The organism is Persicitalea jodogahamensis (assembly GCF_014651615.1).
GTDB classification, from domain to species: Bacteria; Bacteroidota; Bacteroidia; order Cytophagales; family Spirosomataceae; genus Persicitalea; species Persicitalea jodogahamensis.
In genome coordinates, this window is sequence record NZ_BMXF01000003.1 from 357,757 (window position 1) to 384,732 (window position 26,976).

26 protein-coding genes are annotated in these 26,976 nt (G+C 51.0%); 12 read left to right on the top strand and 14 right to left on the bottom strand.

Going from position 1 to position 26,976, the window contains the following annotated elements:
- Window positions 1-56: 56 nt before the first annotated feature.
- Together IE117_RS16940 and pafA are read left to right on the top strand one after the other, a co-directional pair.
- Window positions 57-965, top strand: a complete 909-nt coding sequence (locus IE117_RS16940) for an FKBP-type peptidyl-prolyl cis-trans isomerase (RefSeq protein ID WP_189565665.1) — start codon at window positions 57-59, stop codon at window positions 963-965.
- A 212-nt stretch (window positions 966-1,177) separates the two neighbouring features.
- Complete coding sequence (pafA, locus tag IE117_RS16945; RefSeq protein ID WP_189565969.1) at window positions 1,178-2,779, top strand: alkaline phosphatase PafA; 1,602 nt, start codon at window positions 1,178-1,180, stop codon at window positions 2,777-2,779.
- A 140-nt stretch (window positions 2,780-2,919) separates the two neighbouring features.
- Here the strand turns inward: pafA and IE117_RS16950 are convergent, their stop codons facing one another.
- From IE117_RS16950 to IE117_RS16960, 3 genes are all read right to left on the bottom strand, one after another.
- Complete coding sequence (locus IE117_RS16950; protein ID WP_189565666.1) at window positions 2,920-3,657, bottom strand: LytR/AlgR family response regulator transcription factor; 738 nt, start codon at window positions 3,655-3,657, stop codon at window positions 2,920-2,922.
- 38 nt (window positions 3,658-3,695) lie between these two features.
- Complete coding sequence (locus tag IE117_RS16955) at window positions 3,696-4,772, bottom strand: sensor histidine kinase (protein ID WP_189565667.1); 1,077 nt, start codon at window positions 4,770-4,772, stop codon at window positions 3,696-3,698.
- Window positions 4,773-4,928: 156 nt separating this feature from the next.
- The gene (locus IE117_RS16960; RefSeq protein WP_189565668.1) at window positions 4,929-5,570 is read right to left on the bottom strand and encodes a histidine phosphatase family protein; all 642 of its coding nucleotides are present in this window, start codon (window positions 5,568-5,570) and stop codon (window positions 4,929-4,931) included.
- A gap of 86 nt (window positions 5,571-5,656) precedes the next feature.
- Between IE117_RS16960 and IE117_RS16965 the strand changes: the two genes are divergently transcribed.
- Genes IE117_RS16965 through IE117_RS16975 form a run of 3 tightly spaced genes read left to right on the top strand, consistent with a single transcriptional unit; the run spans window position 5,657 to window position 8,226 of the window.
- On the top strand, window positions 5,657-6,079 hold the full coding sequence (locus IE117_RS16965; RefSeq protein ID WP_189565669.1) for a hotdog fold thioesterase: 423 nt from the start codon (window positions 5,657-5,659) through the stop codon (window positions 6,077-6,079).
- Between the two features lie 46 nt (window positions 6,080-6,125).
- Window positions 6,126-7,349: a chorismate-binding protein gene (locus tag IE117_RS16970; protein ID WP_189565670.1), complete on the top strand. Its 1,224-nt coding sequence runs from the start codon at window positions 6,126-6,128 to the stop codon at window positions 7,347-7,349.
- 46 nt (window positions 7,350-7,395) lie between these two features.
- A complete protein-coding gene (locus IE117_RS16975; RefSeq protein WP_189565671.1) occupies window positions 7,396-8,226 on the top strand; it encodes a CvfB family protein in 831 nt (276 codons plus the stop codon).
- Between the two features lie 67 nt (window positions 8,227-8,293).
- Here the strand turns inward: IE117_RS16975 and IE117_RS16980 are convergent, their stop codons facing one another.
- The 3 genes from IE117_RS16980 to IE117_RS16990 all read right to left on the bottom strand — a co-directional run bounded on the left by IE117_RS16980 (window position 8,294) and on the right by IE117_RS16990 (window position 14,107).
- Complete coding sequence (locus tag IE117_RS16980; protein WP_189565672.1) at window positions 8,294-9,592, bottom strand: amidohydrolase family protein; 1,299 nt, start codon at window positions 9,590-9,592, stop codon at window positions 8,294-8,296.
- Window positions 9,593-9,639: 47 nt separating this feature from the next.
- On the bottom strand, window positions 9,640-12,675 hold the full coding sequence (locus IE117_RS16985; protein ID WP_189565673.1) for an amidohydrolase family protein: 3,036 nt from the start codon (window positions 12,673-12,675) through the stop codon (window positions 9,640-9,642).
- Window positions 12,676-12,889: 214 nt separating this feature from the next.
- On the bottom strand, window positions 12,890-14,107 hold the full coding sequence (locus IE117_RS16990) for a saccharopine dehydrogenase family protein (RefSeq protein ID WP_189565674.1): 1,218 nt from the start codon (window positions 14,105-14,107) through the stop codon (window positions 12,890-12,892).
- A 194-nt stretch (window positions 14,108-14,301) separates the two neighbouring features.
- On the opposite strand from IE117_RS16990, the gene IE117_RS16995 reads away from it, so the two are divergent.
- The 7 genes from IE117_RS16995 to IE117_RS17025 all read left to right on the top strand — a co-directional run bounded on the left by IE117_RS16995 (window position 14,302) and on the right by IE117_RS17025 (window position 18,217).
- A complete protein-coding gene (locus IE117_RS16995; protein ID WP_189565675.1) occupies window positions 14,302-14,784 on the top strand; it encodes a DUF456 domain-containing protein in 483 nt (160 codons plus the stop codon).
- 74 nt (window positions 14,785-14,858) lie between these two features.
- Window positions 14,859-15,395 carry an RNA polymerase sigma factor gene (locus IE117_RS17000; RefSeq protein ID WP_189565676.1) on the top strand — a complete coding sequence of 179 codons (537 nt, stop codon included), beginning with the start codon at window positions 14,859-14,861 and terminating at the stop codon, window positions 15,393-15,395.
- A 35-nt stretch (window positions 15,396-15,430) separates the two neighbouring features.
- Window positions 15,431-15,709 (top strand): hypothetical protein, encoded by a 279-nt coding sequence (locus tag IE117_RS17005; RefSeq protein WP_189565677.1) that lies wholly within the window; start codon window positions 15,431-15,433, stop codon window positions 15,707-15,709.
- Window positions 15,702-16,187, top strand: coding sequence for a periplasmic heavy metal sensor (locus IE117_RS17010; protein WP_189565678.1), 486 nt, complete (start codon window positions 15,702-15,704; stop codon window positions 16,185-16,187). The genes IE117_RS17005 and IE117_RS17010 overlap by 8 nt, the downstream gene beginning before the upstream one ends.
- Before the next feature lie 38 nt (window positions 16,188-16,225).
- The gene (locus tag IE117_RS17015) at window positions 16,226-16,999 is read left to right on the top strand and encodes a YHYH protein (protein WP_229581048.1); all 774 of its coding nucleotides are present in this window, start codon (window positions 16,226-16,228) and stop codon (window positions 16,997-16,999) included.
- Window positions 16,971-17,603, top strand: a complete 633-nt coding sequence (locus tag IE117_RS17020) for a toxin-antitoxin system YwqK family antitoxin (protein ID WP_229581050.1) — start codon at window positions 16,971-16,973, stop codon at window positions 17,601-17,603. Before IE117_RS17015 ends, IE117_RS17020 begins: the two co-directional genes overlap by 29 nt.
- The gene (locus tag IE117_RS17025) at window positions 17,600-18,217 is read left to right on the top strand and encodes an SCO family protein (protein ID WP_189565679.1); all 618 of its coding nucleotides are present in this window, start codon (window positions 17,600-17,602) and stop codon (window positions 18,215-18,217) included. Before IE117_RS17020 ends, IE117_RS17025 begins: the two co-directional genes overlap by 4 nt.
- A 3-nt stretch (window positions 18,218-18,220) precedes the next feature.
- Here the strand turns inward: IE117_RS17025 and IE117_RS17030 are convergent, their stop codons facing one another.
- The 8 genes from IE117_RS17030 to IE117_RS17065 all read right to left on the bottom strand — a co-directional run bounded on the left by IE117_RS17030 (window position 18,221) and on the right by IE117_RS17065 (window position 26,964).
- Window positions 18,221-19,597, bottom strand: coding sequence for an alkaline phosphatase family protein (locus IE117_RS17030; protein ID WP_189565680.1), 1,377 nt, complete (start codon window positions 19,595-19,597; stop codon window positions 18,221-18,223).
- A gap of 134 nt (window positions 19,598-19,731) precedes the next feature.
- Window positions 19,732-20,931, bottom strand: a complete 1,200-nt coding sequence (gene eboE, locus IE117_RS17035; RefSeq protein ID WP_189565681.1) for a metabolite traffic protein EboE — start codon at window positions 20,929-20,931, stop codon at window positions 19,732-19,734.
- A gap of 9 nt (window positions 20,932-20,940) precedes the next feature.
- Window positions 20,941-22,092 (bottom strand): 3-dehydroquinate synthase, encoded by a 1,152-nt coding sequence (locus tag IE117_RS17040; protein WP_189565682.1) that lies wholly within the window; start codon window positions 22,090-22,092, stop codon window positions 20,941-20,943.
- A gap of 12 nt (window positions 22,093-22,104) precedes the next feature.
- Complete coding sequence (gene eboC / locus IE117_RS17045) at window positions 22,105-22,974, bottom strand: UbiA-like protein EboC (RefSeq protein ID WP_189565683.1); 870 nt, start codon at window positions 22,972-22,974, stop codon at window positions 22,105-22,107.
- A gap of 96 nt (window positions 22,975-23,070) precedes the next feature.
- Window positions 23,071-24,030 (bottom strand): TatD family hydrolase, encoded by a 960-nt coding sequence (locus IE117_RS17050; protein ID WP_374757973.1) that lies wholly within the window; start codon window positions 24,028-24,030, stop codon window positions 23,071-23,073.
- A gap of 61 nt (window positions 24,031-24,091) precedes the next feature.
- Window positions 24,092-24,973 (bottom strand): EboA domain-containing protein, encoded by an 882-nt coding sequence (locus IE117_RS17055; protein WP_189565685.1) that lies wholly within the window; start codon window positions 24,971-24,973, stop codon window positions 24,092-24,094.
- A 66-nt stretch (window positions 24,974-25,039) separates the two neighbouring features.
- Complete coding sequence (locus tag IE117_RS17060) at window positions 25,040-25,672, bottom strand: MgtC/SapB family protein (RefSeq protein WP_189565686.1); 633 nt, start codon at window positions 25,670-25,672, stop codon at window positions 25,040-25,042.
- Entirely contained in the window at window positions 25,672-26,964 is a 1,293-nt protein-coding gene (locus tag IE117_RS17065; protein WP_189565687.1) for an aminopeptidase P family protein, read from the bottom strand. Before IE117_RS17065 ends, IE117_RS17060 begins: the two co-directional genes overlap by 1 nt.
- Window positions 26,965-26,976 lie beyond the last annotated feature (12 nt).

The window sequence follows — 26,976 nt, forward strand, 5'->3', positions numbered from 1 at the left end:
AGACGTTGGAGATTGGAAATGATCCAATCTCCAATACTATTTAATTACTTTGCTGAATGCTTGAATTGCGAAAATACGGCTGGATTGTAGGGTTGAGTTTGATGCTGGGTTGTTACCTGTCGGCTTGCAAAGATGTGTCTAACCAGATCGGTAACGACAAAAAAGTGCAAAACGACGAGGAAATTCGTGCCTATCTGGCTGCGAATAACATCACAGCGCAAAGCACAAAGGAAGGGCTGTATTATAAGGTGGTATCGAAAGGTGCGAGCGGGCAGAAAGCAGTAGTTGGCGACGAAATCAAGGTATCGTACATCGCCCGGCGACTGGACGGGGTATTGGTGGATAGCAGCCAACTGCGACTGAACATTCCTTCCCGTGCCATTTACTCCATTTCGAGACTTCCCTATTTGTCCGATGAGGCAATGGCGCTGGTATTTGGCACGCCTTTGCTGGCGGAGGGTGACTCGGCTACTCTTCTGGTACCATCGCATCTGGTACAGAGACCCGCGGGCATCGATGGAAATTTATTGTTCCCGGCATACACTCCCTTACGGGTTGACCTGAAAGTAGTTTCAATCAATACAGAAGCTGAGCAGATCGATGCTTTCATTCGGGAGCAGGGGATTTTCATCAGCGAGACGACCGAAAGCGGTCTTCGCTTTGGCAAAACCGTTTCGAAGCCTGATTCGGTACTGCTGAAAACGGGTGACAAGGCATCGGTCAAGTATACGGGCCGTTTGCTCAACAATACGATTTTCGACTCGGGTACCATCACCGAAACAATAGGTAGTTCCAGTTCGGTGAAGGGTTTTGCAGAAGGCATTGCGAAGATGCGTGTGGGTGAAAAAGCCAATCTGATTTTTCCTTCTTCGCTTGGCTACGGTGCCCCGGGAAGGCCAGAGGCAGGAATTCCTGGTTTATCTGCCCTGTACTTTGAGGTCGAGGTACTTTCCAAAACGCAATAACTATTCTTCACGATTTTGGTGAAAGGGCTGCAATTTGCAGCCCTTTTTTTGTTAGTAGATATGTCATGGTTGTGTAAAATGCGGTTTTCAGCCGGGCTTATTCGATAAATTGGCAATACCTTTGCCCAAAATAGAATCCAAAAGCCTTTTAGTCCTTACTCCTTATGTCAATTGACCGTCTGAAATCAGCCATTGTGCTCATTATGCTTAGTATGGCGACGCTCCCTGCCGTTGCCCAAAGTCCTGCTAAAAAGACCGCCCCGCTGGCACGTCCCAAAATGGTAGTGGGTATCGTAGTAGATCAGATGCGGTACGATTATCTCTACCGCTTTTACGATAAATATGGCGAAGGCGGACTGAAACGGCTGATGAACGAAGGCTTCAACTGCCGTAACAACCACTATCCCTATGCGCTCACAGTCACAGCAGCGGGGCATTCCGCGGTGTACACGGGTTCGGTGCCCGCTATCAACGGCATCGTTGGGAACGAGTGGTTCGACCCCATTGTGGGCCAGAGCGTATACTGCGCCGAAGATAGCACCGTGACGACTGTGGGTAGTTCCAACGCCTCCGCCGGAAAAATGTCCCCCAAGAACTTACTCACCAGCACCATCACTGATCAATTGCAGATCGGTACCAATTTCCGATCCAAGACGGTGGGTATCGCTATTAAAGACCGTGGCGCTATCCTGCCAGCCGGCCATGCGGCCACGGGTGCCTACTGGTTCGATGCCAAGACGGGGAACTGGATCACCAGTACTTTTTATACCAACGAACTACCCAAGTGGGTGCAGGACATGAATGATAAAAAGCTGCCTGCTGCCTACATGAAGGAAGGCTGGAAAACGCTGCTGCCGCTCGATCAGTACGTGGAAAGTACGCCCGACGACAAACCTTATGAAACCAAAATGGCGGGCAACAAGACTTCTGCTTTCCCTTATAATTTTGGAGAAAACGGCTTTGGGCAGGTGGCATCCACGCCGTTTGGCAACACGATTACCAAAGACATGGCCATCGCCGCCATTAAAGGCGAGAATATGGGGAAAGGCCAGCAAACCGATTTTCTGGCGGTGAGTTTTTCGTCACCCGACTACGTCGGTCACGCTTTTGGTCCTAATTCGATTGAGGCAGAGGATATCTATTTGCGATTGGACAGAGAGTTTGCTGAGTTTTTTGCATTTCTGGACAGCTGGACCGGTAAAGGCAACTACACTGTTTTCCTGACGGCAGACCATGGCGTGATGGACGTGCCCGGCTTTTGGACGGAGCATCGCCTGCCTGCCGGCTTGCTGAATACGGGCGATATGAACAGCACGTTGAAACAGGCACTGGAAGGTGCATTTGGCAAAGGAGACTACATTCGGGCTAACGACAATTACCAGCTTTACCTGAACAAGACTACGTTGAAAGACAAAAAAATAGAGGTGGAAGATGTGTACGAGGTAGTGCGGGAGGCTTTGTTGCCCCTGTCCGGTGTTGCCGATGTTATCAATCTTAAAGACCTGGGTGAAAGCCATCTTAACAGCTTCCAGCTGGAATTGTATAAGAATGGCACCAATGCGAAGCGGAGCGGTGATATTCAGATTGTATTACAGCCGGGCTGGTTTGCCGGCCGCTCCACCGGAACTACCCACGGCTCTCCCTATAACTACGACACGCATGTGCCGCTGTTGTTCTACGGCTGGGGCATACCGAAAGGCGAAACTCTCCGCCGTACCTCTATTGCCGATATCGCGCCGACAGTAGCCGCCCTGCTGCATATTCTGGCGCCCAGCGGAACGGTGGGAAATCCGATCCCGGAAGCATTGAAATGAGCTAAATACTGCAAAACCTGAGATTCGAAGCTCTTACTCACCTATAAATCTGGCCTTCTGGCCAAAAAGTAACAGCCCATAAGTACAGCAAACTTGCTGTACTTATGGGCTGTTACTTTGACATTTGGACACGCGAAGCGCTACAAACTCATCAAGTCTTTGAATCGAATCGCCTGCCTACGGGAGATTTCGATACGGTCGCCGCCTTGGAGGGTGACAAGCAAGCCGCCGCTAAACCACGGTTCAATTTTTTCAACCCATTGCAGGTTGATAATGTGTTTGCGGTTAGCGCGGAAATAGTTTTCGGGATCTAGCCGGTCTTCCAGGCTGTTGAGCGATTTAAGAACAAGCGGTTTCTGATCGTCGAAGTGCAGCCGCACGTAGTTACCCATCGACTCGAATAGACGAATTTTTCCCAACAACACGAACCAGCATTTCTCTCCGTCTTTAATAAAAACTTTGTCGTTCTGCCCCAGTACCCGACTGGCGCGCTCGGGTGTTTCGGCGGTGGACTCTTCGTGATGCTCGCGGTCCTCCTCAACCCGCTGAATAGCGTCCTTCAATCGTTCGCTATCGATGGGTTTCAGCAGGTAGTCCAGCGCGTTGAACTCAAACGCCTTGATAGCGTAATCGTCGTAGGCGGTAGTGAAAATCACATCAGGAGCTTTGCCTTCTATGGAAGTAAGTAGTTCGAAACCGTTCTTTCCGGGCATCTGAATATCCAGGAAAAGCAGTTCGGGCTGTAATTCGGTAATTAAACCCAGGGCTTCTTCTGCATTAGCAGCTTCACCCACAATCTCAATTTTGTGGTAGGGTTCAAGCAAGCGTTTCAGTTCATTGCGGGCGAGCCGCTCATCGTCGATGATTAGGGTTCTCATGGCTTATGTATTTGGAGGTTTAAGATAGACGGTTCTGGTTACTCTGCCTGGGTTCGCTCAGGAACCTGGCCATTGTAGCGCATCAGGCCTTCGGAGAGCATAGGGATAATAATTTCGGAGCAAACGATGTCGTCCTTTTCCTGGTAAATTCTGAACGAAGCTTCTTTTCCGTACAGAATGGACAGCCGTTCGGCAGTGTTCAAAAGTCCAACGCCCCCTGAATCGGTGTTGCCGAGGGTACCCGTATTCTTGATGCAGATCATCAATTCATTGTTTTCCAAGGAGGACTCCACAGTCAGCTTGCCTCCTTTGGCAAGTTTGGATACACCATGTTTGATACCGTTTTCGACCAGCGTCTGCAACATCATGGGTGGTACTTGCCAGTAAAGCGTTTTCGGATCAGCGATTATCTTGTAGTTGAGGCGCTCTTCGTAACGAACTTTTTCCAGTTCGAGGTAATCCTCCACCGTTTTGAGCTCTTCCCGGAGTTCCACCGTCTTTCGACGGTCGGCCAGCAAAGAATTTCTTAAAATATTCGATAGTTGGGTGATACTGTGCTGTGCTTTCGTAGGATCTTCGGACACCAGAGCCCGGATGCTGTTAAGTGCGTTGAAGGTAAAGTGCGGGTTGAGCTGGGAGCGAAGTACCTTGGCTTCGGCCTCACGCATGGAGGTTTTCAGCATGATTTTTTCCAGCTCGGTCAGCCGGGTCTGCTCTACATAGTGATACACCGTGTAGGCAAGCACCCATGTAAGCATATTCTTACACCAGGCCGAAATGTACCCCCAGAAGGCAAAAGGCTGGTTGGCCAGATTGTAGGCAATGGTTTCGTGATCAAGCCGGATATTGACCATCGACATGATCGCCCCCAGAATAATGACCGAAGCTATGACTCTGAAGGCCAGCCTTGGAAGCGGCAGTGTGGACCAGTTCCAGCGCCGGACAATAAGCCGATAGATATGCGTAAGCCCGATAGCCAGGAATATATTGGCCACGCTGAGCAGAAAGTACTCTAGATCGAATCCGTACTCGGCCGTGTAGATGACAAATTCGTACATCATCAGGGCCGTCCAGCCTACAATTTGGAGCGTCCAGTATATCCTTGATTTGGACATTTTAGCTTGCCTGATAACTTGAATTTTTAGCGATAAAGAGCAAAAAGGGGCTATGGCCGCTCAATGTCTAAGAACAACAGGCAAGCTAGGAAAAGATTCTGAGCAAAAGGGAGGCCAATTACACCAAAGGGAAAGAACCTTTACAGACGGTTGGAATCAGTTGTACGGAACGTCGAGTGAGAGGAGGTGTGTAATGTCATTGCCTGAGACAAAGGCGAATTTTTGTTCGTCGTAAGAGTAATTGATACGGTATAGACACAGGTTGCTGTGTTCGTACTTGTCCATAGCGGTCAAAGGTTCATCAAAAAGCAAAGTAAGCAGAATCCGCATGGCCCGCCCGTGCATGGCAATCAGGATAGTGCGTTCCTGAGGGCGGGAGAGAATCAGATCCATGACGGGTTTTTGCCGGAGTCGAACCTGAGCGGGGCTTTCGCCTTCTTCGCAAGGCATGTCAACGTCACCATTTTGCCAGGCGACAATCAGCTCCCGGTAGTAACCCTGGTCTTTATCATTGGGCATCCGGCCCTCCCGGCAGCCCCAACTGATCTCGTTCAAACCTGCGTGACTTTCCCAGGGAATTCCGGAATCAATAAAATTTTGCACCGATTGTACAGTGCGCTGCAATTTGGAGGTGTAAATTTTGTCAAAGGGCACGTGCTGGTAAGCGTCGTAGAAAGCTTCGGCCTGCGCTTTGCCCCATTCATTGAGCGTAGTGTCGACACCGCTGCCCTGCACGATACCGTTGCGATTGTGGTCAGTTTCGCCGTGACGGATGAGGTAGATCGTTTTCCTTTTCAATCGAATTTGTACTTTATTGATAAATATTTTGTCAAAAAGTCGTTTTCTAGCGTAATTTGCCCATACAAATTTAGACAAAAAAAAGAATGTTTAACAAATCATTTGATCTTGGCTTCCTCCGGAACCTAAATCCAAACACCATTGACAAACAGCTTGGTATTGAATTTACCGAAATTGGCGAGGACTTTATCACTGCCAAAATGCCGGTGGATCATCGCACTCATCAGCCTTTCGGGATTCTGCACGGCGGGGCGTCGGTGGTACTGGCGGAGTCGCTTGGCAGTGTGGCCTCCCTGCTGAGTCTGCCCGATCCCGAGAAGCAGCGGGCCGTCGGGCTGGAAATCAGCGCCAACCATATTCGGGCAGTGCGGGAAGGCTGGGTGTACGGGCGGGTGACGGCCCTGCACGTGGGCCGCTCGACGCACGTGTGGGATATCAAAATCACCAACGAAGCCGGAAAGCTTGTGTGCGTAAGTCGGCTGACGGTGGCAGTTATTGATGCAAAATGATGCGTTGTAAGAAACAATTTAGGGGACTTGGTGTGTTATTTAACCGATGTTAAAAACACATAATCCCACCAGAATTTTTCAGGCAGAGTCGTTGTTCGAGGCTGCCCTTAACCTCGGTTTTCCCGCGGCTGTATGGCGGCTTCCCCACAGCCATGAGGTTAACCTACTGATTTCATTACAGGATGGAATGCAGCGCAGGCTGCCCGACCTGGAGGAACTACCTGCCTGTTTTGTCATTCATCCTTTCGAACCTTTGGAAAGCGGCGAGGCATTTGTGCTGGAAGGGGACTTGATTTTTACTTTTTCGGAAGATTGGTCCTGTAAAGAAGTAGCCGGAAACCTGGGACAGGAACATCCATTTGTAAAGCGTTTATTGGAAAAAGCGGATGAAATGTCCGACGAAAACCCAGGGGGTACTTCCTCTTGGATAGGCTTTGCTTTGAACCCTGAAGTCGATCCCGAAGAAAAAAATCACTTCGAAAAAGCCGTGACCGAAGCCGTGGCGGCGATCAGCCGAGGCGACTTTGCCAAAATTGTACTTTCCCGGACCAAAACGCTGACCTATTCCCCGGAATTTCAGTTTTTTAAAGCCTTCAAGAAGCTTTGTGTGGCTTATCCTTCGGCTTTCGTTTCGCTGGTAAACCTGGCCGATCGCGATGAGATGTGGCTGGGAGCAACGCCCGAAACGCTTGTTGGGGTAAATGGAGAGGGTACTTTCAGCACGACTTCCCTTGCGGGTACGCAGTCGGCCTTGGAAAACGGAGCGCTTGTTTCGGCCCACGATATCCGCTGGGGACAAAAGGAAATTCAGGAACAGGCGCTGGTGAGCCGCTATATCATTGAATGCTTTAAGAAAATTCGCTTGCGCGAATACCAGGAACGAGGTCCGCGTACCGTACGCGCGGGCAATCTGTATCACCTGCGCACCGATTTCGCGGTGAATACGCATGATGTCAATTTCCCTGAACTGGGTACGGTGATGCTGAAACTCCTGCACCCCACTTCCGCCGTTTGCGGGATGCCTAAAGAATCGGCTTTGCGATTCATCAAAGCCGTGGAAGGCTATGATCGCTCCTTTTATAGCGGCTATCTGGGTCCAGTGAATGTGGATGGAGAGAGTGCGCTTTTTGTCAATCTCCGTAGCCTTAGGCTGGCCGACGGCCTGGCTACTTTCTTTGCCGGGGCGGGGATCACCGAAGACTCCGACCCGCAGCGTGAGTGGGACGAAACCGAAATGAAGTGCGACACGCTTCTTTCAGTACTTCGCTGATGCGCCAAAAAGCCTATCTTTGCGATTCTTTACGAATCCCATCGCTATGCTTTTTTTAGGAAAATACAACGACCTGACCATCACCCGCAACACGGATCAAGGGCTTTATCTTGAAGATCAGCAGGGGGAGGAGGTGCTGCTTCCCAATCGTTACGTCACCGACGACATGCAGCTCGACGACCGTATCCGCGTCTTCGTCTACAACGACTCCGAAGACCGCCCCGTCGCTACCACCGAAAAGCCACTTGCCCTGCGCGACGAATTTGCTTATCTGGAGGCAGTCGATGTCAATAGTAAAGGCGCTTTCTTAGATATGGGCCTTACGAAAGATATCCTTGTGCCGTTCAGCGAGCAATTAACGCCGATGGAGCGCGGGAAAAAGTACCTCGTCTTCATTTATCTCGATCGCGTGACCTCCCGCTTGATAGCCTCGCCTCGTCTTAACCGATTCATTGACAACGAGCGCCTTACCATCGCTGAGGGCGACGAGGTCGATCTCATCATCTGGGAGCGTACCGACTTAGGCTTCAATGTGATCGTCAATGAATTTCACAAGGGTTTGATCTTCGAAAGCGATATATTCAAAGAGATTAAGGTCGGTGACCGGATGAAGGGTTACGTTAAAAAAATCCGGGAGGAAAACAAGCTGGATATCACGCTTGAGAAAATTGGTGTCGAACGCTTCGAACCACTCATCCAGCGCATCGTGGATGCTCTCAATGCGAACGGCGGCTTCCTGCCCCTGCACGATGACAGCAACCCCGAAGAAATTTCGAAAGTCTTGGGCATGAGTAAGCGGAATTTTAAAAAATCCATTGGGAATCTCTGGAAGAAAGGCGTCATTCAGTTTGAAGAAACCGGAATACGTCTAAAATAAAATTTCCCGCAGTCAGGTACCAAGTGGCACTGGACTGCGGGAAACTCTATTTTTTTTGAACAGGGCTTTATTCCTGCCCGTATTTCTCCTTGTACTTCTCGTACAGCCGACTCTGCTTGTTGTCCAGGTTCACTTTCGCGCCTTTGATGAATGCGTGCTCGACCACATTGCCGCGCATATCCATCATGTTTCCGTTGGTCACGATCAGCGTCGCGTGCTTGCCCTTTTCCAAAGTACCCACCATGGCATCGACACCCATGATTTGGGCAGGGTTCTGGGTCAGGAACATCAGGGCTTCTTCCTTGGAAACATCCCCAAAGGCCGCTGCTGTCCCAGCCTGATAGGGAAGATTACGCACCCGCCACCATTCGTCGTCGTAGCTCAGGGCAACCTTCACACCCGCTTTGTGTAGTTTGGCGGGAAGCTCGTACACCGCATACACATCGTCGTCCGGGCGGCTGGGAAGGCTGTGCAAAGCTCCCAAAACTACTGGTACATTATTCTCTTTCAGAAACGGCGCTACCTTGGCCGCTTCGTTGCCCCCCACAATGACGACCTTGCTGACGCCCATTTTCTTCGCAAACTTCACCGCGTCGATGATGTCCTTCGCGTAATTGGCTCTGACGTACAGGTTTTGTTTTCCCGTAAATAGGTTCTTCATCGCATCAAGGCGAATATTGGTCATTTCAGGTTTGTCGATCTCGCTGTAAGCCTTGGCATCGGCAAATGTCGATTCCAAAAGACTGATCGTTTCGGCGCGTTTTTCATTCTTCTTTGTAGTGAACGAGAAGTCATCGTAATTGAAGCTGCGCGCCAGATACGATGGCCAGGAGAGCCAGATACCGTCGTCTTTTCTTAGAACGGCGTCTTCCCAGTTCCAGCCATCGGTATTGAATACCGACGACGAACCTGACACCAGTCCGCCCTGCGGTACCGACTGTGCCATCAGCACGCCGCTGGCCCGCAGGGTCGGGGTTACTTCCGAGTCGGTACTATACGCCACCAGTGATCGCACATGCGGATTGATTTCGCCGATTTCCTCAAAATCCAGCGTAGCCCGGACGGAAGCGATTTCCTGAATTCCGATGGTGGAACCCATGGCAATCACTCCCGGGAAGATATGCTTTCCCGCCAAGTCGATGACGTCCGCTCCTGTCCGGTTTACGGCGGTGGAGGAAGGCCCGACGGCCGTAATTAAGCCATTGTCAAAAGCAATCAGCCCGTTTTCGACAACGACACCGTTGCCCAGGTGAATTGTGGCACCCGTCAGCACCATGGGTTTTGCCTGTGGCTTCGCCGGAGCCGAATTCTGCGCCTGTCCACCGAATGGCAGTAAGGCGATGAAGGCGAAAAGTATTTTTTTCATGATATGATTTTCCTATAAAGATGGAGAAGAATACGTTAAGCCAAGAGCTATTTTATCTCTTCTGCATGTACCCCAATGATATCGTCACACTGCAACAGCTTAGAGGATCTGCCCTCCGGCTTTTTCGTCTCCGCACCTTTTGATTTGGCGGATAGGGCTTTCTGCACGATCCGTGCTTTTTCCTTCGCAATGCGCTCCTGCTTTTCCTGATCGGCCTTGTAGTCGAAATAGATCGTTCCCTCTATCATGGTGTAGTCGGGGCGCGCGTAGATCGACAGCGGATGGTCGTTCCACAGCACTAAGTCGGCGTCTTTACCGGTTTTGATACTACCGAGGCGGTTATCGAGGTGCAATAACTTGGCTGGGTTGAGCGTCACCATTTTCCAGGCTTCCTGCTCGCTCATGCCGCCGAAGGTCATCGTCTTGGCCGCTTCCTGGTTGAGGCGGCGCGCCATTTCGGCGTCGTCGGAGTTGATAGCAACTACTACGCCCTCCCTGGCCATGAGTGCGGCATTGTAGGGGATCGCTTCTTTAACCTCCATTTTGTAGGCCCACCAGTCAGAGAAGGTTGAGCCACCCGCGCCGTGTTTGGCCATTTTGTCGGCCACTTTGTAGCCTTCCAGAATGTGGGTAAAAGTGTTTACCTTGAAATCGAGCGAGTCGGCTACACTCAGCAGCATATTGATTTCCGACTGAACGTAGGAGTGACAGGTGATGAAGCGTTCGTTATTCAGGATTTCGGCCAGCGCGTCCAGTTCTAGATCGCGACGTGGCGGCGTCACGTTATTTTTATTACGTGAGTTGTTGTACGCCTTCATGGCCTTATCGTATTCCCTGGCCCGGATGAAATGATCGTAGAAAACCTGCTCAACACCCATACGGGTTTGTGGGAAGCGTGAGCGGGCGGCGTCGCCCCAGTTGGATTGCTTCACGTTTTCGCCCAGCGCAAACTTGATGTACTTTGCTTCGGGAATCCATAATTCGGCAGGAGCAGCGCCCCACTTCAATTTGATCACCGCGCTCTGACCACCGATCGAGTTTGCCGAGCCGTGTAGCAGCTGCGAAGTCGTTACCCCTCCGGCCAACTGGCGGTAAATATTGATATCTTCCGAATTGATAACATCGCTCTGCCGCACTTCCGCCGAACTGGTTTGTCCGCCTTCGTTGACCGAAAACAGCGCAATGTGCGAGTGTTCGTCAATGATTCCGTTGGTCAGGTGCTTGCCGGTGCCATCGATTTCACGCGCGCCGGAGGCGGAGAGGTTCTTACCGATTTTCGCGATTTTTCCCTTTTGTACCAGAACATCGGTATTGGTCACGACGCCGTCCGCCTCGTTGGTCCAGACGGTGGCGTTTTTGATCAGAATAGTTTCGGACTTGGGCATTTCTTCGTTTCCAAATCCGACAAATGGATAAAGCAGCTTGCCCATATCGCTGAATGTGGGCTGTTTGGGGGTAGGCCTGCCCGCCTTCACTGTGTCGGAAGACGAAGTCGCACGGGTAGTGTCCAGCGTCGCCGACCATTCGACGGGTGCTCCGTCGGGCAGCGTTCCCTGGCCTTGAATATCACGGCCATTGATGTAACCTGACAAACGCACAGTGCCCGGCTTTTTCTTGTCGGGCTGATAAGTTACCGTGACTTGCTCGCCGTTGAGCGTCACTTTCGGGCCCAGTTTCAGAGTATCCTGGGTGATTTGGTACTCTGGTTTATTGGCTTTGCCAGTGACCCGCATCCGCAGTGCGGAATTACTACCAACGGTAAGCTTGTATTCGCCCCGGAGGTCTGCAGCGTTCAGGTCATTGATGATGAATTTCTTGCCCTGTATCCAGTTCTCGTGAATCAAGTTATCCTCATCGAAAAGGTCGCTGGAAGTGATAAGGAAGTTGGCGAGTTTTCCTTTTTTCAAACTACCTAGCATATCGTCGGCTCTGGCAAGTCGGGCCGGGGCCAGCGTGATAGCTTCTAATGCCTTTTCTTTAGAAAGGCCAAACTCGATGGCTTTACGGAGATTGGTCCAGAAATCACCCTTGTTTTTCAGGCCATCGGCGGTAAGGGCGAAGGGGATGCCAGCCTTCACCAGTGCGGCGGGGTTGGACGGAGCCATTTCCCAGCTTTTCAATTCGGCCAAAGAAATGATGTCGGCATCCCAGGGGTCTTCTACATCGGGAGCCGCCGGAAAATTAAGGGGGACCAGTAATGAAGCACCCGTGGCCTTTACCTCTCCAATACGCTGGTACTCATCGCCGCCGCTCTTGATAATATACTGAATGCCAAACTCGTCGCCGATGTTATCGGCACGAAGAATGCCCAGCTTGTCGGAATTGTCGAAGAAAGAGGGGAGCGTTTTGATTTGGTTGAAAGATGCCAGCGACAGGTTAGACTCCGCATTCTTACCGCCTTTGGCGAACCAGTCGGCGTCGTAGTAGGTCTGCCGCAACAACGCTACGCTTCCCATCACAGAACTTGGATAACTCTGGGACGAGCTTCCTTTGTCCAGAGAAAAGTGCGCCGAAGCCTGATCGCGCAGCAGGGCCTTGTTGGCCGATTCGTCGTCGAGGGTTACCAATGCTCCGGTACCGCGCACGATGCCGTCGTGCGGATGCACCAGTAAAGTACCCCAGCCATACTTGCGGAAATCGGTAGCCTTCTTACCATCCACTACGAACAGCTCTGCCGCCCGCATTTCGGGCTGTACAGCCTGGTTCCAGCCGTAGGCCCCTTTCTTATTTGATTCCAACTGCTGACCGCTACGCCGCCCGCCCGAGGCGCGCTTCACTTCCGGCATTCCATAATCTGAATCGAGATCGATGAGGGAGGGGTAGATGAATTTGCCCGAGAGGTCCGTCACGACAGTACCCTTGGGAATTTTAATGTTCGTGCCGATGTCCACGATTTTACCGTTTTCAATCAGCAGCGTGCCTTTGGCAATGGTTGTCTGTGGGTCGGCGACGATGGTCGCGTTTGTAAAAGCGTAGCGTCCGGGCCGTTCGTCGTAGGCGCCGTTGCGAGGGAACGTTTGCTGAGCCATGCCAACTGTCGAAACAGCCAGCAGGGACAGCCACGTCCAAACCAATTTTCTCATGAAATGTACAGGTTTGGTAATAAAAATAGTTGGTGAATCAATAGTTGCCCTAATAATGCTGGCAAATATAGAAGTTTTGCAGAATTAATAATTTTTAAAAATGAATCTTACGGCCTTTAGCTTCCAGTCAATATTTGCTGCCCGGGTATTTATCTGACAAACAAAAAGAGGCCTCGTATGATACGAAGCCTCTTTTTGTTTAAGCTTTCAAATTTCAGGCGGGGTACTCGTGAGGAAGCTCTACGTTCACTTTTTCATGCCAAGGCAGCCCATGCTCATTAAGTTTCTCCATAAACGGATCGGGGTTCAACTGCTCGGTGTTCCACACCCCGGGTTGCATCCACTCGGGGTTGGTCAACATCAGCATGGCTCCGATCATCGCCGGGACACCCGTGGTATAGCTTACGGCCTGTCCGCGTACTTCACGGTAGGTTTCGGCGTGGTCGCAGTTATTCCAGACGTAGTAGGTTTTTTCTTCACCATTCTGAATACCCTTGATCTGGCAGCCGATGGACGTTTGGCCGGAGTAGTTTTCGCCCAAGGTGTCGGGCGCAGGAAGCACGGCTTTCAGGAATTCAAGAGGCACGATGTCGATACCTTTGAAGTTGATCGGCGCGATGCTGGTCATACCCACGTTTTCCAGCACGTTGAGGTGCGTGATGTACGCCTGGCCGAAGGTCATCCAGAAACGGGCACGTTTCAGCGTCGGGAAGTGCTTCACCAGCGACTCCAGTTCCTCGTGGTATAATACGTAGCTTTCCTTCGGGCCGATGCCGGGGTAGTCGATGGGCTTGTGGATACTCATGGCCTCGATTTCGACCCACTCGCCGTTTTCCCAGTAGCGGCCCGGCTGGGTGATTTCACGGATGTTGATTTCAGGGTTGAAGTTGGTGGCAAATGCCTTCCCATGGTCGCCCGCATTGCAGTCGATGATGTCGAGGTAGTGCATTTCGTCGAAGTAGTGCTTGTTGGCGTAGGCTGTAAACACCTGCGTCACGCCGGGGTCGAAGCCGCAGCCCAGCAGTGCCATCAGACCCGCTTCCTTAAAGCGCTCCTGATAAGCCCACTGCCAGCTATACTCGAACTTCGCCACGTCTTTGGGTTCGTAGTTGGCGGTGTCGAGGTAATGGATTCCCGTCGCCAGACAGGCCTCCATCAGCGTAAGATCCTGGTAGGGCAGGGCCACGTTGATCAGCATCTTGGGCTGAAACTGCTTGATGAGGATCACCGTTTCGGCTACGATGTCAGCGTCTACCTGAGCCGTTTTTATTTCAACGCCGTGCATTTCCCTGATTTCGGCGGCAATTTTATCGCATTTGGCTTTGGTACGGCTGGCCAGCATGATTTCGCCGAAAACGTCGTTGTTCATGGCGCACTTGTGGGCCACCACGCTGCCGACGCCACCCGCGCCAATGATAAGTACTTTGTTCATTTTTTGGATTTTAGATTCTGGACTTTGGATATTGGACTTTTTATATTGATAATTCTGAAAGATAGCGGGTACTTGACAAAGGTATATATATTCGTTAAAACGGTTATCCGTAAATCAAACCGATAATTATCTGGCTTGAGGAACTGCAACTACTCAACTGCAATATTAAAAATCCAGCTTCAAAGACAAATTTTATGGAAGTCGTTTTGCTAGTTCTGGGAATTATTTGTCTGCTCGTTGGGCTGGCTGGGGCCATACTACCATTACCGGGGCCTGGACTTAGTTTTGGCGGATTACTTTTGATTCATTTCAGTCATTATGCTGAATTCAGCCAAACTACCCTGGTCACCTTCGGGGTGCTGACGGTCGTGCTGGTTTTTCTGGATTATTTCATTCCGATTTGGGGCGTCAAGCGATTTGGCGGAACGCGCTACGGTAGCATCGGAGCCATCTTGGGCGGACTAGGCGGATTGTTTTTCATTCCAGCCATTGGAATTTTTATCGGTACTTTCCTGGGAGCTTTGGTAGGCGAGTTGATTGGCAAAGCTACATTTCAGGCGGCTTTGCGAGCCGCTTTTGGTTCATTCCTGGGATTTGTTTCGGGAGTATTCGTGCAGATAGTGCTCTGCCTGGCGATGATCTTTTACGCGGGTTACGGTTTATATATGCAGATGTAGCCTGCAATGAATCTCGTGCTCCTGGCGTAACTCATTGACTCCAATTACGCTTCACTTTTCCCAACGCCCTATTGATGAACGATGCCCGATTCGAGGAAATTTACGAAGAATTCAAGGGGCTGGTCTATAACCTGGCGCTGAGCTACATCCATAATCAGGAGGACGCGCAGGACATTACGCAGGAAGTTTTTGTCAAGATTTACCAGCGCTATGGAAGTTATGACGCTGATAAATCGTCGCTAAAAACCTGGGTTTACCAGATCACGATCAATCACTGTCTGGATTTCCTTAAAGCGCAAAAAGCCCAAAAACGATTCGGCTTCCTGACCGGATTGTTCAGTCCGATCACCAATGAGCCTATTGCCGAAGCCAGTCATTTCGACCATCCCGGCGTGGCTCTGGAAGACAAAGAAGAAGTTCAACGTCTTTTTTCGATCATCGATACGCTGCCCGATAATCAGCGCACTGCCTTGATTCTGACCAAGATTGAAGACCGCTCGGTCAAGGAAGTGGCCGATATTATGAGCCTTACTCCCAAGGCCGTAGAGTCACTGGTGCAGCGGGCAAAAAATAATTTTTCAAAAAAATCAGGACGCACCGAAGGATTTTGAAATTCATCTCGTATCACTAACCATAAGACCCGATCATGAAAAACCACGACAAACTTGACGGACTGAAAAAAATCAGCCGGGTGGACGCACCGCCCTTTCTGTTTACGCGAATCAAAGGACAAATAGAATCACTAAACCCAGTAGCCGAAGCCCCTCTGCCATGGAGATGGTCGTTCGCGACGGCTGCCATGATTGTCCTGGCGCTCAATACAGGAATACTTGTAGCAAAGCTGACTAGCCAACAAGAAAGCGGTGTTTCTGAGATTGTCTCCTCGATGCAATTGTCCAATCAAAACAGCTTTTACAATGAGTAAAATAAAACTGCTGACCGCCGCTGTGGTAGGGCTGCTGATCGTCAATCTGGGACTCCTGGCTTTTCTGCTTATGAGCAAGCCAATGCGTCCGCCGGGTCGGGGTGGGCCAGGGCCGGGAAAGGAGGGGCCGAAGATGCTTATTATAAAAAGACTGGATTTTGATAAAGATCAGGTGACTGCCTATGAGCAGTTGATTGGTCGCCATCAAGAGCTGGTGGAAGAGCTGAACCGGGAAACGGGGGATACCAAGAATAATCTTTATTCCACCCTGGCGGATGAAAATCAATCGAAAAAGGATTCCCTAATCAGCCGCCTGGGCGACTTGCAGGAGCAAATTGAACAAGTGCATTACAATCACTTTACCGATCTGAGAGGGCTTTGCCGGCCTGAGCAGCGGGAGCAATTTCAAGCATTGACCCAGGAACTAGCCGGGTATTTTGGCGGGCCTAAAAATACTCCTCCCCACAGACAGAATTAGGCTTCCCAAATTTCAAAGAACACTTACCGATAAATCAAATGAATAAGACAATTATGTTTAAATCAAACCTGGCACTAGGCGTTTGTGCTTTCGTAACGTTCATTGCCGCCTGTACGAAAAATGATGACGCCACCACGGTGGATCCTGCTGCAAGCACTACCACCATTACCGAGGTAGTCAAAGCGAATTACAAAAGCATGGTCACCGTTTCGACCAGTGGGAATACCATCACGCTAAAATCCGAAGGCGTCCCGGACCACGTCACACCCTATTGGGGAGTGGGTAATGCCCTGTACGAAGCCCAGAAGAGTGATGGCGCCCTGACTCCGGGTAGTTTGCGCTCGCAAAACTTCGTGATGACGCTCACCGCCACGCCGACGGAAGCGACTACTAAAGAAGCCACCTCGCTGGGGCCGATTGGTATGGCGCTGAACGGTGTGGCCATCTATAACGATCGCGAAGGAGGCAATGTACCCGTGGATGCCGCAGTGCTCCAAACGATGGACCGGGGTGGCGCCCATAGTGGACCTGGCGGGCTATATCATTACCATTTCGACGGCGATTTTACCTCAAAAGACGATGCCAAACTAATCGGCTTTTTGCGTGATGGTTTCCCAATCTATGGTCGAAAAGACATGGATGGCAGCTATCCATCCAACCTGGATACGAATGGTGGGCACACGGCTGCCACCGCCGATTTTCCCAACGGGGTTTACCATTACCACAGTTCGGCGATGAATTATCTAAACTCAGGCTATTACATTTTGAAGGCAGGCAGCTATCATGGGACTAAGGGGACTTTTACTTTTTAACATGATCGTGGATGCGCTTTTTATCGCTTTCATTATTGGGGTTGGCTTAACCGATTCCGATGAGGGGGACGTGGGCCAGGCTTTTGGGACAGTGGATGTTTCTCAAATACCAAAAGACACGGTGTCATGGAATCACGCCGGGTTAAAATTGGAGAACGGCGTGTATTATCTCGCGGGAGAGCCCTTCTCTGGTTTTATCCTGAAAAAGTACGAGAACGGCTCTGTGAATTCTGTCGGATCGTACTTTCAGGGAATGCAGCATGGTGTCTCAAAATCTTTTTATCCGAACGGGAAACTGCGAGATAGCAGGATGTACAAGGAAAACGTCAGCTACGGGCGGCATTTTGGCTACTGGGAAAATGGGAACAGAAAGTTCGACTTTGTCTATTACAACGACAAAAGAGAAGGCTTGCAAAAACAGTGGTATGAGAGCGGTGAGCAGTACGCGTTCCTGAGTTTTAAGGACGATCGCGAAGAGGGAATGCAGCGCGCCTGGCGCATTAATGGCAAGCCCTACATCAACTACGAAGTGAAAGACGGAATCCGTTATGGCCTGCAGAAGGCCGCGCTATGCTACACGCTTAAGGACGAAAAACTGAAATGAAGTACCTACTTCCTGTGTTGCTAGCCATACCACTACTTTCCTGCGATAAGGCCGATAGAAAACTACCCTATTATGATTCCGCTGACTTTACGCCGCGCTGGGACATTTCTGCCGATACTTTCCATCAGATTCGGCCTTTCGCTCTGATTGACCAGAAGGAAGGAAAGTTTACGGAGCAGGACATAGAAGGAAAAATTTGTGTTGTGGATTTTTTCTTTACGTCCTGTCCGGGGATATGTCCCAAGTTGGCCGTCAGTATGGCTGGTTTGCAAGCTGAATTCCTGCAAGACGATCAGGTACTGCTTCTTTCCCATAGCGTGATGCCTGATCGTGATACGCCCGCAGTTCTGCAAAAATACGCTACCGACAAACAGGTGGATTTTAGCAAATGGAAACTACTTACGGGCAAGCGGGATGAAATTTATGAACTGGGCAGGAAGTATTATTTCGTGGAGGAAGACGAAGGGTTAAAGCGCGACAATGACGTATTTCTGCACACCGAAAATTTTGTCCTGATTGATCAAAACAGGAGAATTCGCGGAATATATAATGGTCTCGATCCGAACAGCATGCAGGCCTTGACCGCAGACATCAAAGTACTGAAACTGGAATGAAAACTATTGATTTGTGGGAAACAGACGGTTCCATATCATCCCGTAAATATCAGTGGCTTCCAGTGAGCTCTTTTCTGGTTTTTGATCTGTAATTAAAACCGGATAGTACTGCTCATCCACCAAATGACTCCCGTGCGATCCCTTCACCAGTGTGGCATCCAACGGGATGACGTCCATCAGGTACCTCATACCTACCAGTTTGCGCCCCAGCTTGTAGCCCGCCCGTAGCTTGATCAACGGATTTTTTGGGTCCATGAACATCTCTGCCGGGTCGTAGCCCGGTTTTCGGTGAATATCCACCAGCTTGGCATAATCAGGTGCTTTGGCGTCGTCGAGCCAGTAGTAGTAGGTGAACCAGCTGTCGGGTTCGGCCACGGCTATCAAGTCGCCCGAGCGTTCGTGGTTGAGGTGATGTTCTTTTTTGCCCGCTTCGTCCAGTACCAGGGCAATACCGGGGGTACTTTCCAGACGTTTTTTTATTTCGGCAACCTTCATCTTATCGTTTACGTACACGTGCGCGATCTGGTGATCAGCGGTGGCGAAGGCCTTCGATGCTCCGGCATCCAGCAGCTCATACCAGCGTTCCTGCCGTACATTAATTAATCCTTCTTCCCGCAGGATACGGTTAATGTGTATGGGCCGGGAAACGGGATTGATGCCATATTCCGAAAGCAGCATGATTTGGGCACCTTTCTGCTCATAATAGGAAACGAGTCTGTCAACCAGATGGTCGATTTCCCCCAACTCAGTAGCTATTTTGCCAAAATCGGGTCCGAATTTTTGCAGGCAATAATCCAGGTGCGGCAGGTAGATCAGCGTGAGGGTAGGATCGTGCCATTCGTCGACCAGCAGGGAAGCGTCGGCGATCCACTTGGATGATTTGATATTGGCATTCGGTCCCCAGAAATTGAACAGTGGAAACTGTCCCAATTCTTTTTGCAGGCGGTCCCGCAACTCGGGCGGGTGGGTGTAGCAGTCGGGGGCTTTCACACCATCGGCGTGGTACTGTGGCCGGGGCGTGGCCGAGTAGTCGGCAGACGAGTACATGTTGTACCACCAGAACATCTTGGAGCAGGTAAACGACGGGTTGCGCTTTTTGGCGGCATCCCAGATTTTTTCGCCGTGCACCAGATGATTCGACTGCTTCCAGAATTTGACCTCCGCATCTTCGCGATCGTACCAGCCGTTGCCCACGATGCCGTTTTCAGCAGGCCATTTTCCCGTAACGTAGGTCGATTGGGCCGTAGTGGTTACGGCGGGGAGTACGGGCTTCAGGGGGGTCAATACACGGCTTTCGAGGTACTTTTTCAAAAAAGGCGTATGCTCGCCGATGAGGTTGACGCTTAGGCCCACGATGTCGATGACGACGGTTTTTTGCATAGTTGATTCTGGATTTTAGATTCTAGACGTTGGACGTTAAACAATAGGCTTTCGGAATAGGAGACAGTGAAGCGGTTCACAACTCACTGAGGGATTTCCAATATTCGTTCTGCTACATTTCCGAAAATCCAATATCATCCCAACCGCTCCAACACCCATTGCAATTCGCGGACGATGGATTGGCCGATGGGTTTCTGGATTTCATCGGGTAGTACGCCCCAGGTGTAGGTTTCCACTTCCATGTGCTGGGTAAATGGTTTTTCTTTCAGTAAGTCCAGCGTTTTAACGATTTCCGCCTGGGTGGAATTCAGCTTTCCATACGAATCTACGAAGAGCGGCACGTGAAAATGAATGCGCCATTCGTCGGCATTAGCCGCACTTTCGTCGGCCAGGGCTTCCGGCAAGTCGGGGTACTTTTCAAAAGTACCGTTGGACGCGCGGGCTACGACCTGATGCAGGTACACCGGCTCGTTGAACGAGCGGAGTGACTGAATCTTTTCCGCTTTATTTTCTTTCAAATCCATTTTCAGCGCCGAACTAATCTGGATTTTGCCCACTTTAATACCTTCGGAATTCAGGCGTTCGAGTACTTCTTTTGGTTCTTCATAAGCCACCGCAACGTGGCAGACATCGAAGCAAAGCCGGATATGATCCAGCAAAGCATCCTTGGCCTGAGAATCAGTGAACCCGTACTTTTCCTGCAAATAAGGAATGCCCATTGGCAGCAGATGATCCCGGTACCAGTTTACAAATTCCGTAGAGTTTTCCAGCAGCCCGTCGGGTTCCGGCTCGATGTCGAGGTGCATGAGTTTACCCGTTTCCCGCTTGATCTCGACAAGGTAATCGGCTATTTGCAGGATATTCTGGGTGGCCGTTTGGAAAGCATTATCCGTGGCTCCTTCGTCATTCCACCAGAAACGGTAGGAGAGGGGCGAGGTGGACACGCCGCCATCCATGCCATTGGGCAGAAGTTGGGCTAAAATTGAAAAAAGCCGTTTGGTGTACTCGGTGCGGTCCAGGGTAGTCCAGTCGGGTGCGTGCACCTGATCCTTGACGACGGTATCGTGAAAGCCGCCGTAGGGGAAGCCGTTCATCGTGAATACATACAAATCATGTTCGGATAACCAATCCTTGAACTCCTGTAGGCGGTCGGGGTTGCTCAGTTCAATGGAAGCATCATTAGCCAGGCGCAGGCCCAGTGCGAAGGGCTGACCGTCAGCCAGCTCTTTTCTGATGTAGGGCAGGTTGTCCTTTAATTCCTTGAAATGCGCGTTCCAGGCCTCGCCCGGATGGATGTTACTACAGTAGGTCAGGTGGCCGTAGGTGGTTTTCATTCGATTGGTTTATAAATAATGTTTTTCCAGATAATCCACCGATTCGGCGATGAGGGCATCGTCCATCTCGTGGACTTCGACGCCCCGGCCAATGGCGGACAACAGCATGATAGTGAGTCGGCCTCCCAGGTGCTCGCGGAATTCCGATAACCCCTGGCGCAGGTTGATTTTGTCATTTTCTGAGAGCTTTTCATTGAAAAGTCTGAAACCTAGCTTCTCAAAAAGGTCCAGAATTCGTTTTAAATCCGGCTCTTTGATGCCCCCAACCTTCCACGAATACACGCTGTCAAGCGCAATGCCGATGGCAACGGCCTCGCCGTGGCGAACTTGAAAGTCGGTCAGGTACTCCAACTTATGCGCTGCCCAGTGTCCGAAATCCAGCGGACGGGAAGACCCGAACTCGAAGGGATCACCGCTGCGAATATGTTCCGTGTGCATCTCGGCGCAACGGTGGATCAGTTTCTCCATCGTCGGCAAGTCGCGACTGGCCAGGGCAGCCGAGTTTTGCTCTATCCAGGTGAAAAAAGCTTCATCTTTAATCAAAGCTACCTTGACTGCTTCCGAAATACCGCCCCGCCAGTCGCGGTCGTCAAGGGTTTTCAAAAAAGTGCTGTCGTTGAATACAGCGACGGGTGGCGCAAATGTGCCGAGGAAATTTTTCTTGCCCCGGTAGTTGATGCCGTTTTTAACGCCCACACCGGAGTCGTTCTGAGAAAGTACGGTCGTAGGAATGCGAATGTGACGGATGCCGCGATGCGAAACCGCTGCCGCATAGCCTACCAGGTCGAGCACCGCTCCACCGCCCACGGCTACGACCAGCGAATGGCGGTCAATGCCTTGTTCGTCGATTGCCCGGACAATTTCGTCGAATAGGGCCGGATCGTTTTTGGCGGCTTCCCCCCCTGGGACGACCAGCATGGGACCGCTGAGCCGGATGGAAGTATTGCCAAGGGTGAAGTACCGGTTTATGTTTTCCTGCAACTGCGGATAATGGCTCACAAAACCTTCATCCAGAACAAACAGCGCCTTACGCTGAAAATCGCCCGCTCCGAAGGTATTCAGAAAGTTGGCCAGTACGGGGTTTTCGGGGGAAAAGATATTTTGGGTAAAAAAAACGGAATAGGAGTATGAGATCTCAAACTTCTGGTGAATCGTATGCATGGTATTCGTGACTCAGGTCACGGCGAAAATTTTGGCTAGATAAATTGAAAAAGGCAACAGTAATAGGACGAGTAGGGCCAGCGGCCAATACCCGAAGGCCACGCACCAGGCGGCATCCATAACGATGAGCGAAAGTACCCCGGCTTTCACAGCTTTGCCAATCATGGGTCCGACGGGGTTCTGGATGGCAGCCCACAGTGGCCTGGCTACCAGAAACACGTGCAGCGCCACCCATGGAATCGCCAGCAAAAGATTTCCTTGTGCGTAAGCTACCAGTAGCTGAACCAAATGTACGGTCGCATAAAAGATTCCTGCCAGATATAAGGTTCGTCGCTTACCACCATGCACTTCATCCTGACTGATCATGGTGATAGCACCAATATAGACGATAGGAACGAAGCCTACCCATGAATAGTGAGATAAAGCGGCAGGTAACACACTGATCCCTAGTAATAAATTTCCGCCCCGGCACATGCCCATCACGATAGGGCCCCAGATTTTGCTGTGCTTGGCATTGCGATCGTAGAGAATTACCAACATCGCAATGCCGAGAGCAATGAGTCCGCTTTCGAGTGCGAAAAATCTGGCGCAAAGTATTCCGAGCGCGAGTAGTACTCCTCCAAAAAGAGTGGCTGCCCGCAAGGGTACTTTTCCGCTGGGAATGGGGCGCTCGGGCCGTTCGATGGCGTCGAGTTCGGCATCGAACACGTCGTTGAGTACCACACCACCGCCGTACAGACCCAGCGTTGCGAGTAGTAAATAAAAGTAATTACCACCCGTGAAAGAAAATCCGGCAATGGCCATGCCTGCCAGAATATCGGCCAGAGCGGTTAACAGATTGGCCGGGCGGGTAAGTTGTAGATAGGGCTTAATGTTCCCCACGAAAAGAGTTTAGTTAGATTTTGGATGCTGGACGCTGGCTACTGGACTTTGGACGCTGGGTTGAATCCAGAATCCAGTATCCAATGTCTAACGTTCTCATTTAATCAACAGCGAATCTTTGGCAATGCGGGGTTGCTGTCCGCCGCGCAGAATGGTGTTGCCGTTCATCTTCTGACTCTGGTCGATTGCCAGGCCATTGGCAAAAACAGATTCGTCGATCTGGCCGCTTTGCCCGAAGGCTTCGATAGCGTTCTGGTAGGTGACTTTTTTGATGACATCATCGGGAATCCCCCGCATTTTCATCAGAGCGGCGGTTTTGGGTAGAGCCAGCGGATCGGAAATACCCCAATCGGCGGCAGAATTCACCATGATTCGCTCGGGACCGTAGCGTTCCACCACTTTCACCATGCGTTCGTTGCCCATTTTGGTAAATGGATAAATAGTGAATCCGGCATAAAATCCCTGATCCAGGACGCTCTCGACCGTTTCCTCATTATTATGGTCGATGATGACCCAGGCCGGGTCCAGTCCGTGTTCCAGCGCGATGGCCATGCTGCGTTCGGTCCCGTTCTTCTTGTCGCGGTGCGGGGTGTGAACCTGTACGGGTAGTTTGGCTTGTTTGGCCAATTCAAGCTGGGCGCGGTAGTACTTTTCCTCGGCGGCGGTTTGGTCGTCAAAGCCGATTTCGCCCACGCCCACTACGCCTTCCTTGTATAGAAAAAGAGGCAGGATTTCCATCACCTGCTCGGCCAGTGGTTCATTATTGGCCTCACGGGAGTTGAGGCCAATGGTGCAATAGTGCTTGATGCCGAACTGTGACGATCGAAAACGCTCCCAGTTCACCAGACTGCTGTAATAATCCTTAAACGACGACAAGCCCGTGCGAGGTTGTCCCAGCCAGAAGGCGGGCTCGATCAGGGCCACGATGCCCGCATCGAACATCGCCTGATAATCGTCGGTGGTCCGGGAAGTCATGTGAATATGCGGGTCGAAGAAACGCATCCCGCGGATGGCCTCCCGGTATTCTTCCCAGTTCAGGTCGCTGTGTTCGGGCATTTCCTGGGCAGCGAGTCCGCCGCCTTCCTCAAAGTGCGAAGGGTTGCGTTCGTCTGAATTATTATTTTGATTCATAGGTGTTCAGATCATTGAATTCCAAATCGGCCCAAGTTAATTGTCCGTGCCCGACTTGGTTCTTTAGGTTTTCGTGATTGTCCAGCAAAGCGAGGGCAGGACCGTAGTTTGAATGGAAACAGGCCAGTGCGGCTGCTTTCTGATCGTCGGAGTTCTTCGAAGCAAACAAATGTTTCATGTCATCCAATAATCGATCATTCATAAAACCTGGTGTTAGCCGCCACACTTCCGGAGCCACCGCGCGGCCCGCTGCCCAGCGCTCGTGGGCAAAATCGGAGAGCATCCGGGCCAGGTCAGCGTTGTTTCTTTCGGCCAACCCGACGATTTTGTGGATAGGCTTATCGTTGAAAATCGTTTTGAGTACCAGCTGGTTCCAGGCAGCTTCATGGAAATGTTTGGCAGGATACGGGTTGTGCATCACCAACGCATCGAATACGTCGCCCACGTTGGAGCGCACTGCCTCGGTGGCCCTGAACAGCCATTTCCCGGGGAAGGCCAGCATCGGCAGTGCCGAGTATAACGCCACCAGTTCGTTCATCTCGGCGGTATCAAACAGCGTTTCGATATGGCGGATGTAGGTTGCTTCATCTGAGACGCTCAGGCTCGTTAACAAAAATACCCGGCTCAAGCGGACGGTTGTCCAGTTTTCCAGGGAAAGGCCCGTTGCTGTTTCAGCGAGTTCAATGGCTTGTTCGGTCGAGAGCGCCACTGTCTGCCGCCCAATGAAACGGGGCACCGCTACAAAGGCGGTCATCAGTTCGAGTGGGGAAGCAGTACTTTTTTCTTCCAGCCACCGCCATTCGGCCTCCGTAAGCTGCGCCCGCAGCAGATCTGCAAAAAGCCGATTTATATCTTCTGTAAGTACCATGAAAAAATAACGATGCTGATTGGAATAAGATTCGGCACGGCTTGAAAAATGAGACTATCTCTTTCTTCAAAAGTCAAGCTCGATTATGTCGGGTTCGTTCAGGAGCCGCCTGATGAGTTTTTCATGTTCTTTCTCCGAACCTTCCAGCACCCAATTACCCGAAATCCGTTCACCTGCTAGGTTTTGCTTGCCCCTCTTTACCCTCAAACCGTGTTCTTCGAAGAGCTTTTCGTACTGTTTCAGCATTTTATGCCGATAGGGCGATACGATCCGGTAGTTGCGTACCTGGTTTTTGTAATGAATAAATCTTTTCTCAAAAATATTCATAACGATCAGTGCGAAAAGAAGCATAAAGGAGGCCACGATCAGCAAGTCATACAGTCCTGACCCAATGCTTACGCCCAGGGCAGCCACCGCCCAAACCGTCGCGGCAGTCGTAGTGCCATGGACCCGGTTGGTTTCCCGAAAGATGATGCCCCCGCCTAGAAAACCAATGCCAGTGACTACATTGGCGGCCATGCGCGAGGGGTCTGCTCCGATCCGAACCGAGACAATGGTGAACATCGTGGATCCCAGAGAAATTAGGATCATTGTTCGCAGACCCGCTGATTTGCTTCGGTATTCGCGCTCAAAGCCGATGATGGCTCCCGTCCCGAAGGCGATCAATAATTTGACAATATCGTCCCAGAAGAAATCCATCAGCTTTGATTCATCAAATCTTCAATCTCTTCCGCTTCAATAGGAATATTTTCCATCAAATCCCGGTTGCCGTCGGCTATGATGAGGATGTCATTTTCCAGGCGAATGCCCAGACCCTCTTCCCGAATGTAAATTCCCGGCTCGCAGGTGAAGACCATCCCGGGTTCGAAACGGCGGTACTTGTTGCCTACGTCATGCACATCCAGGCCCAGAAAATGCGAGGTGCCGTGGGGGAAGTACTTTTTGTAAGCAGGCCAATCGGGATCCTGATTTTTGATAGCTTCCGTGCTGATCAATCCCAAATCCACCAGTTCTTTTTCCATGAATTCGCCTACCTCCGCGTGGTATTCATCCCAGATATTTCCCACGATCAGGCGGCTGGAAGCGAATCTGAAAACACGAAGCACGGCGTCGTAAACCTGCCGCTGCCTTTTGGTGAAACGTCCGTTCACCGGGATGGAGCGCGTCAGGTCTGCGCCATAATTGGCGTATTCGGCTCCTACGTCCAGCAAAATGACGTCGCCGTCTTTACACTCCTGATCGTTCTGAACGTAATGCAGTACGCAAGCATTAGCCCCCGAAGCCACAATGGGCGTGTAGGCAAAGCCCCGTGACCGGTTGCGGACGAACTCGTGCAGTAATTCAGCCTCAATTTCATATTCCATTACGCCCGGCTTCACGAAAGCCAACAAGCGCTCAAGTCCTTTCTTGGTGATGTCACAAGCTTGTGTCAGCAGCTGCACCTCTTGCGGTTGCTTGATGGCGCGAAGCTGATGCATGAGCGGAGCCAGGCGGGCCAGAGAATGCAGCGGGTACTTTTCCCGAAATTCCCCGATAAAGCGCGCGTCGCGGGTTTGCACCGGCGATTCGTTACGGGTGTGTTCGTTGGTGTTCAGGTACACTAGGTCTGCTTCAAAAACGATTTGTCGCATAGTGGCCTCGTATTGGTGCGTCCAAAAGATGGTTTGGATGCCTGAAACCTCTCTCGCCTGTTCCTTAGTGAGTTTTTCGCCTTCCCAGACGGCGATGTGCTCGTTGGTTTCGCGAACGAACAGAACTTGGCGGTACTTTTCGTCAGGATGCTCGGGGAAAATAAGCAGGACGGTCTCTTCCTGGTCCACGCCGGAAAGATAAAACAAGTCGGAGCTTTGCCGGAATCCCATCGTGCCATCGGCGTTGGTAGGCATGATATCGTTGGCCTGCAGAATAGCCATTGACTTAGGAGCCATTACCTTAGCGAGACGGCGGCGGTTTTCTATGAAGAGGTCAGTATCGATAGGAGAATAACGCATTGCTTATGATAC

What these genes read in the sequence shown, in the direction of transcription:
- IE117_RS16940 (WP_189565665.1), top strand. Translation starts at nt 57, where the DNA reads ATGCTTGAATTGCGAAAATACGGCTGGATTGTAGGGTTGAGTTTGATG.
- pafA (WP_189565969.1), top strand. Translation starts at nt 1,178, where the DNA reads ATGGCGACGCTCCCTGCCGTTGCCCAAAGTCCTGCTAAAAAGACCGCC.
- IE117_RS16950 (WP_189565666.1), bottom strand. Translation starts at nt 3,657, where the DNA reads ATGAGAACCCTAATCATCGACGATGAGCGGCTCGCCCGCAATGAACTG.
- IE117_RS16955 (WP_189565667.1), bottom strand. Translation starts at nt 4,772, where the DNA reads ATGTCCAAATCAAGGATATACTGGACGCTCCAAATTGTAGGCTGGACG.
- IE117_RS16965 (WP_189565669.1), top strand. Translation starts at nt 5,657, where the DNA reads ATGTTTAACAAATCATTTGATCTTGGCTTCCTCCGGAACCTAAATCCA.
- IE117_RS16970 (WP_189565670.1), top strand. Translation starts at nt 6,126, where the DNA reads ATGTTAAAAACACATAATCCCACCAGAATTTTTCAGGCAGAGTCGTTG.
- IE117_RS16975 (WP_189565671.1), top strand. Translation starts at nt 7,396, where the DNA reads ATGCTTTTTTTAGGAAAATACAACGACCTGACCATCACCCGCAACACG.
- IE117_RS16980 (WP_189565672.1), bottom strand. Translation starts at nt 9,592, where the DNA reads ATGAAAAAAATACTTTTCGCCTTCATCGCCTTACTGCCATTCGGTGGA.
- IE117_RS16985 (WP_189565673.1), bottom strand. Translation starts at nt 12,675, where the DNA reads ATGAGAAAATTGGTTTGGACGTGGCTGTCCCTGCTGGCTGTTTCGACA.
- IE117_RS16990 (WP_189565674.1), bottom strand. Translation starts at nt 14,107, where the DNA reads ATGAACAAAGTACTTATCATTGGCGCGGGTGGCGTCGGCAGCGTGGTG.
- IE117_RS16995 (WP_189565675.1), top strand. Translation starts at nt 14,302, where the DNA reads ATGGAAGTCGTTTTGCTAGTTCTGGGAATTATTTGTCTGCTCGTTGGG.
- IE117_RS17000 (WP_189565676.1), top strand. Translation starts at nt 14,859, where the DNA reads ATGAACGATGCCCGATTCGAGGAAATTTACGAAGAATTCAAGGGGCTG.
- IE117_RS17005 (WP_189565677.1), top strand. Translation starts at nt 15,431, where the DNA reads ATGAAAAACCACGACAAACTTGACGGACTGAAAAAAATCAGCCGGGTG.
- IE117_RS17010 (WP_189565678.1), top strand. Translation starts at nt 15,702, where the DNA reads ATGAGTAAAATAAAACTGCTGACCGCCGCTGTGGTAGGGCTGCTGATC.
- IE117_RS17015 (WP_229581048.1), top strand. Translation starts at nt 16,226, where the DNA reads ATGAATAAGACAATTATGTTTAAATCAAACCTGGCACTAGGCGTTTGT.
- IE117_RS17020 (WP_229581050.1), top strand. Translation starts at nt 16,971, where the DNA reads ATGGGACTAAGGGGACTTTTACTTTTTAACATGATCGTGGATGCGCTT.
- IE117_RS17025 (WP_189565679.1), top strand. Translation starts at nt 17,600, where the DNA reads ATGAAGTACCTACTTCCTGTGTTGCTAGCCATACCACTACTTTCCTGC.
- IE117_RS17030 (WP_189565680.1), bottom strand. Translation starts at nt 19,597, where the DNA reads ATGCAAAAAACCGTCGTCATCGACATCGTGGGCCTAAGCGTCAACCTC.
- eboE (WP_189565681.1), bottom strand. Translation starts at nt 20,931, where the DNA reads ATGAAAACCACCTACGGCCACCTGACCTACTGTAGTAACATCCATCCG.
- IE117_RS17040 (WP_189565682.1), bottom strand. Translation starts at nt 22,092, where the DNA reads ATGCATACGATTCACCAGAAGTTTGAGATCTCATACTCCTATTCCGTT.
- IE117_RS17050 (WP_374757973.1), bottom strand. Translation starts at nt 24,030, where the DNA reads ATGCCCGAACACAGCGACCTGAACTGGGAAGAATACCGGGAGGCCATC.
- IE117_RS17055 (WP_189565685.1), bottom strand. Translation starts at nt 24,973, where the DNA reads ATGGTACTTACAGAAGATATAAATCGGCTTTTTGCAGATCTGCTGCGG.
- IE117_RS17060 (WP_189565686.1), bottom strand. Translation starts at nt 25,672, where the DNA reads ATGGATTTCTTCTGGGACGATATTGTCAAATTATTGATCGCCTTCGGG.
- IE117_RS17065 (WP_189565687.1), bottom strand. Translation starts at nt 26,964, where the DNA reads ATGCGTTATTCTCCTATCGATACTGACCTCTTCATAGAAAACCGCCGC.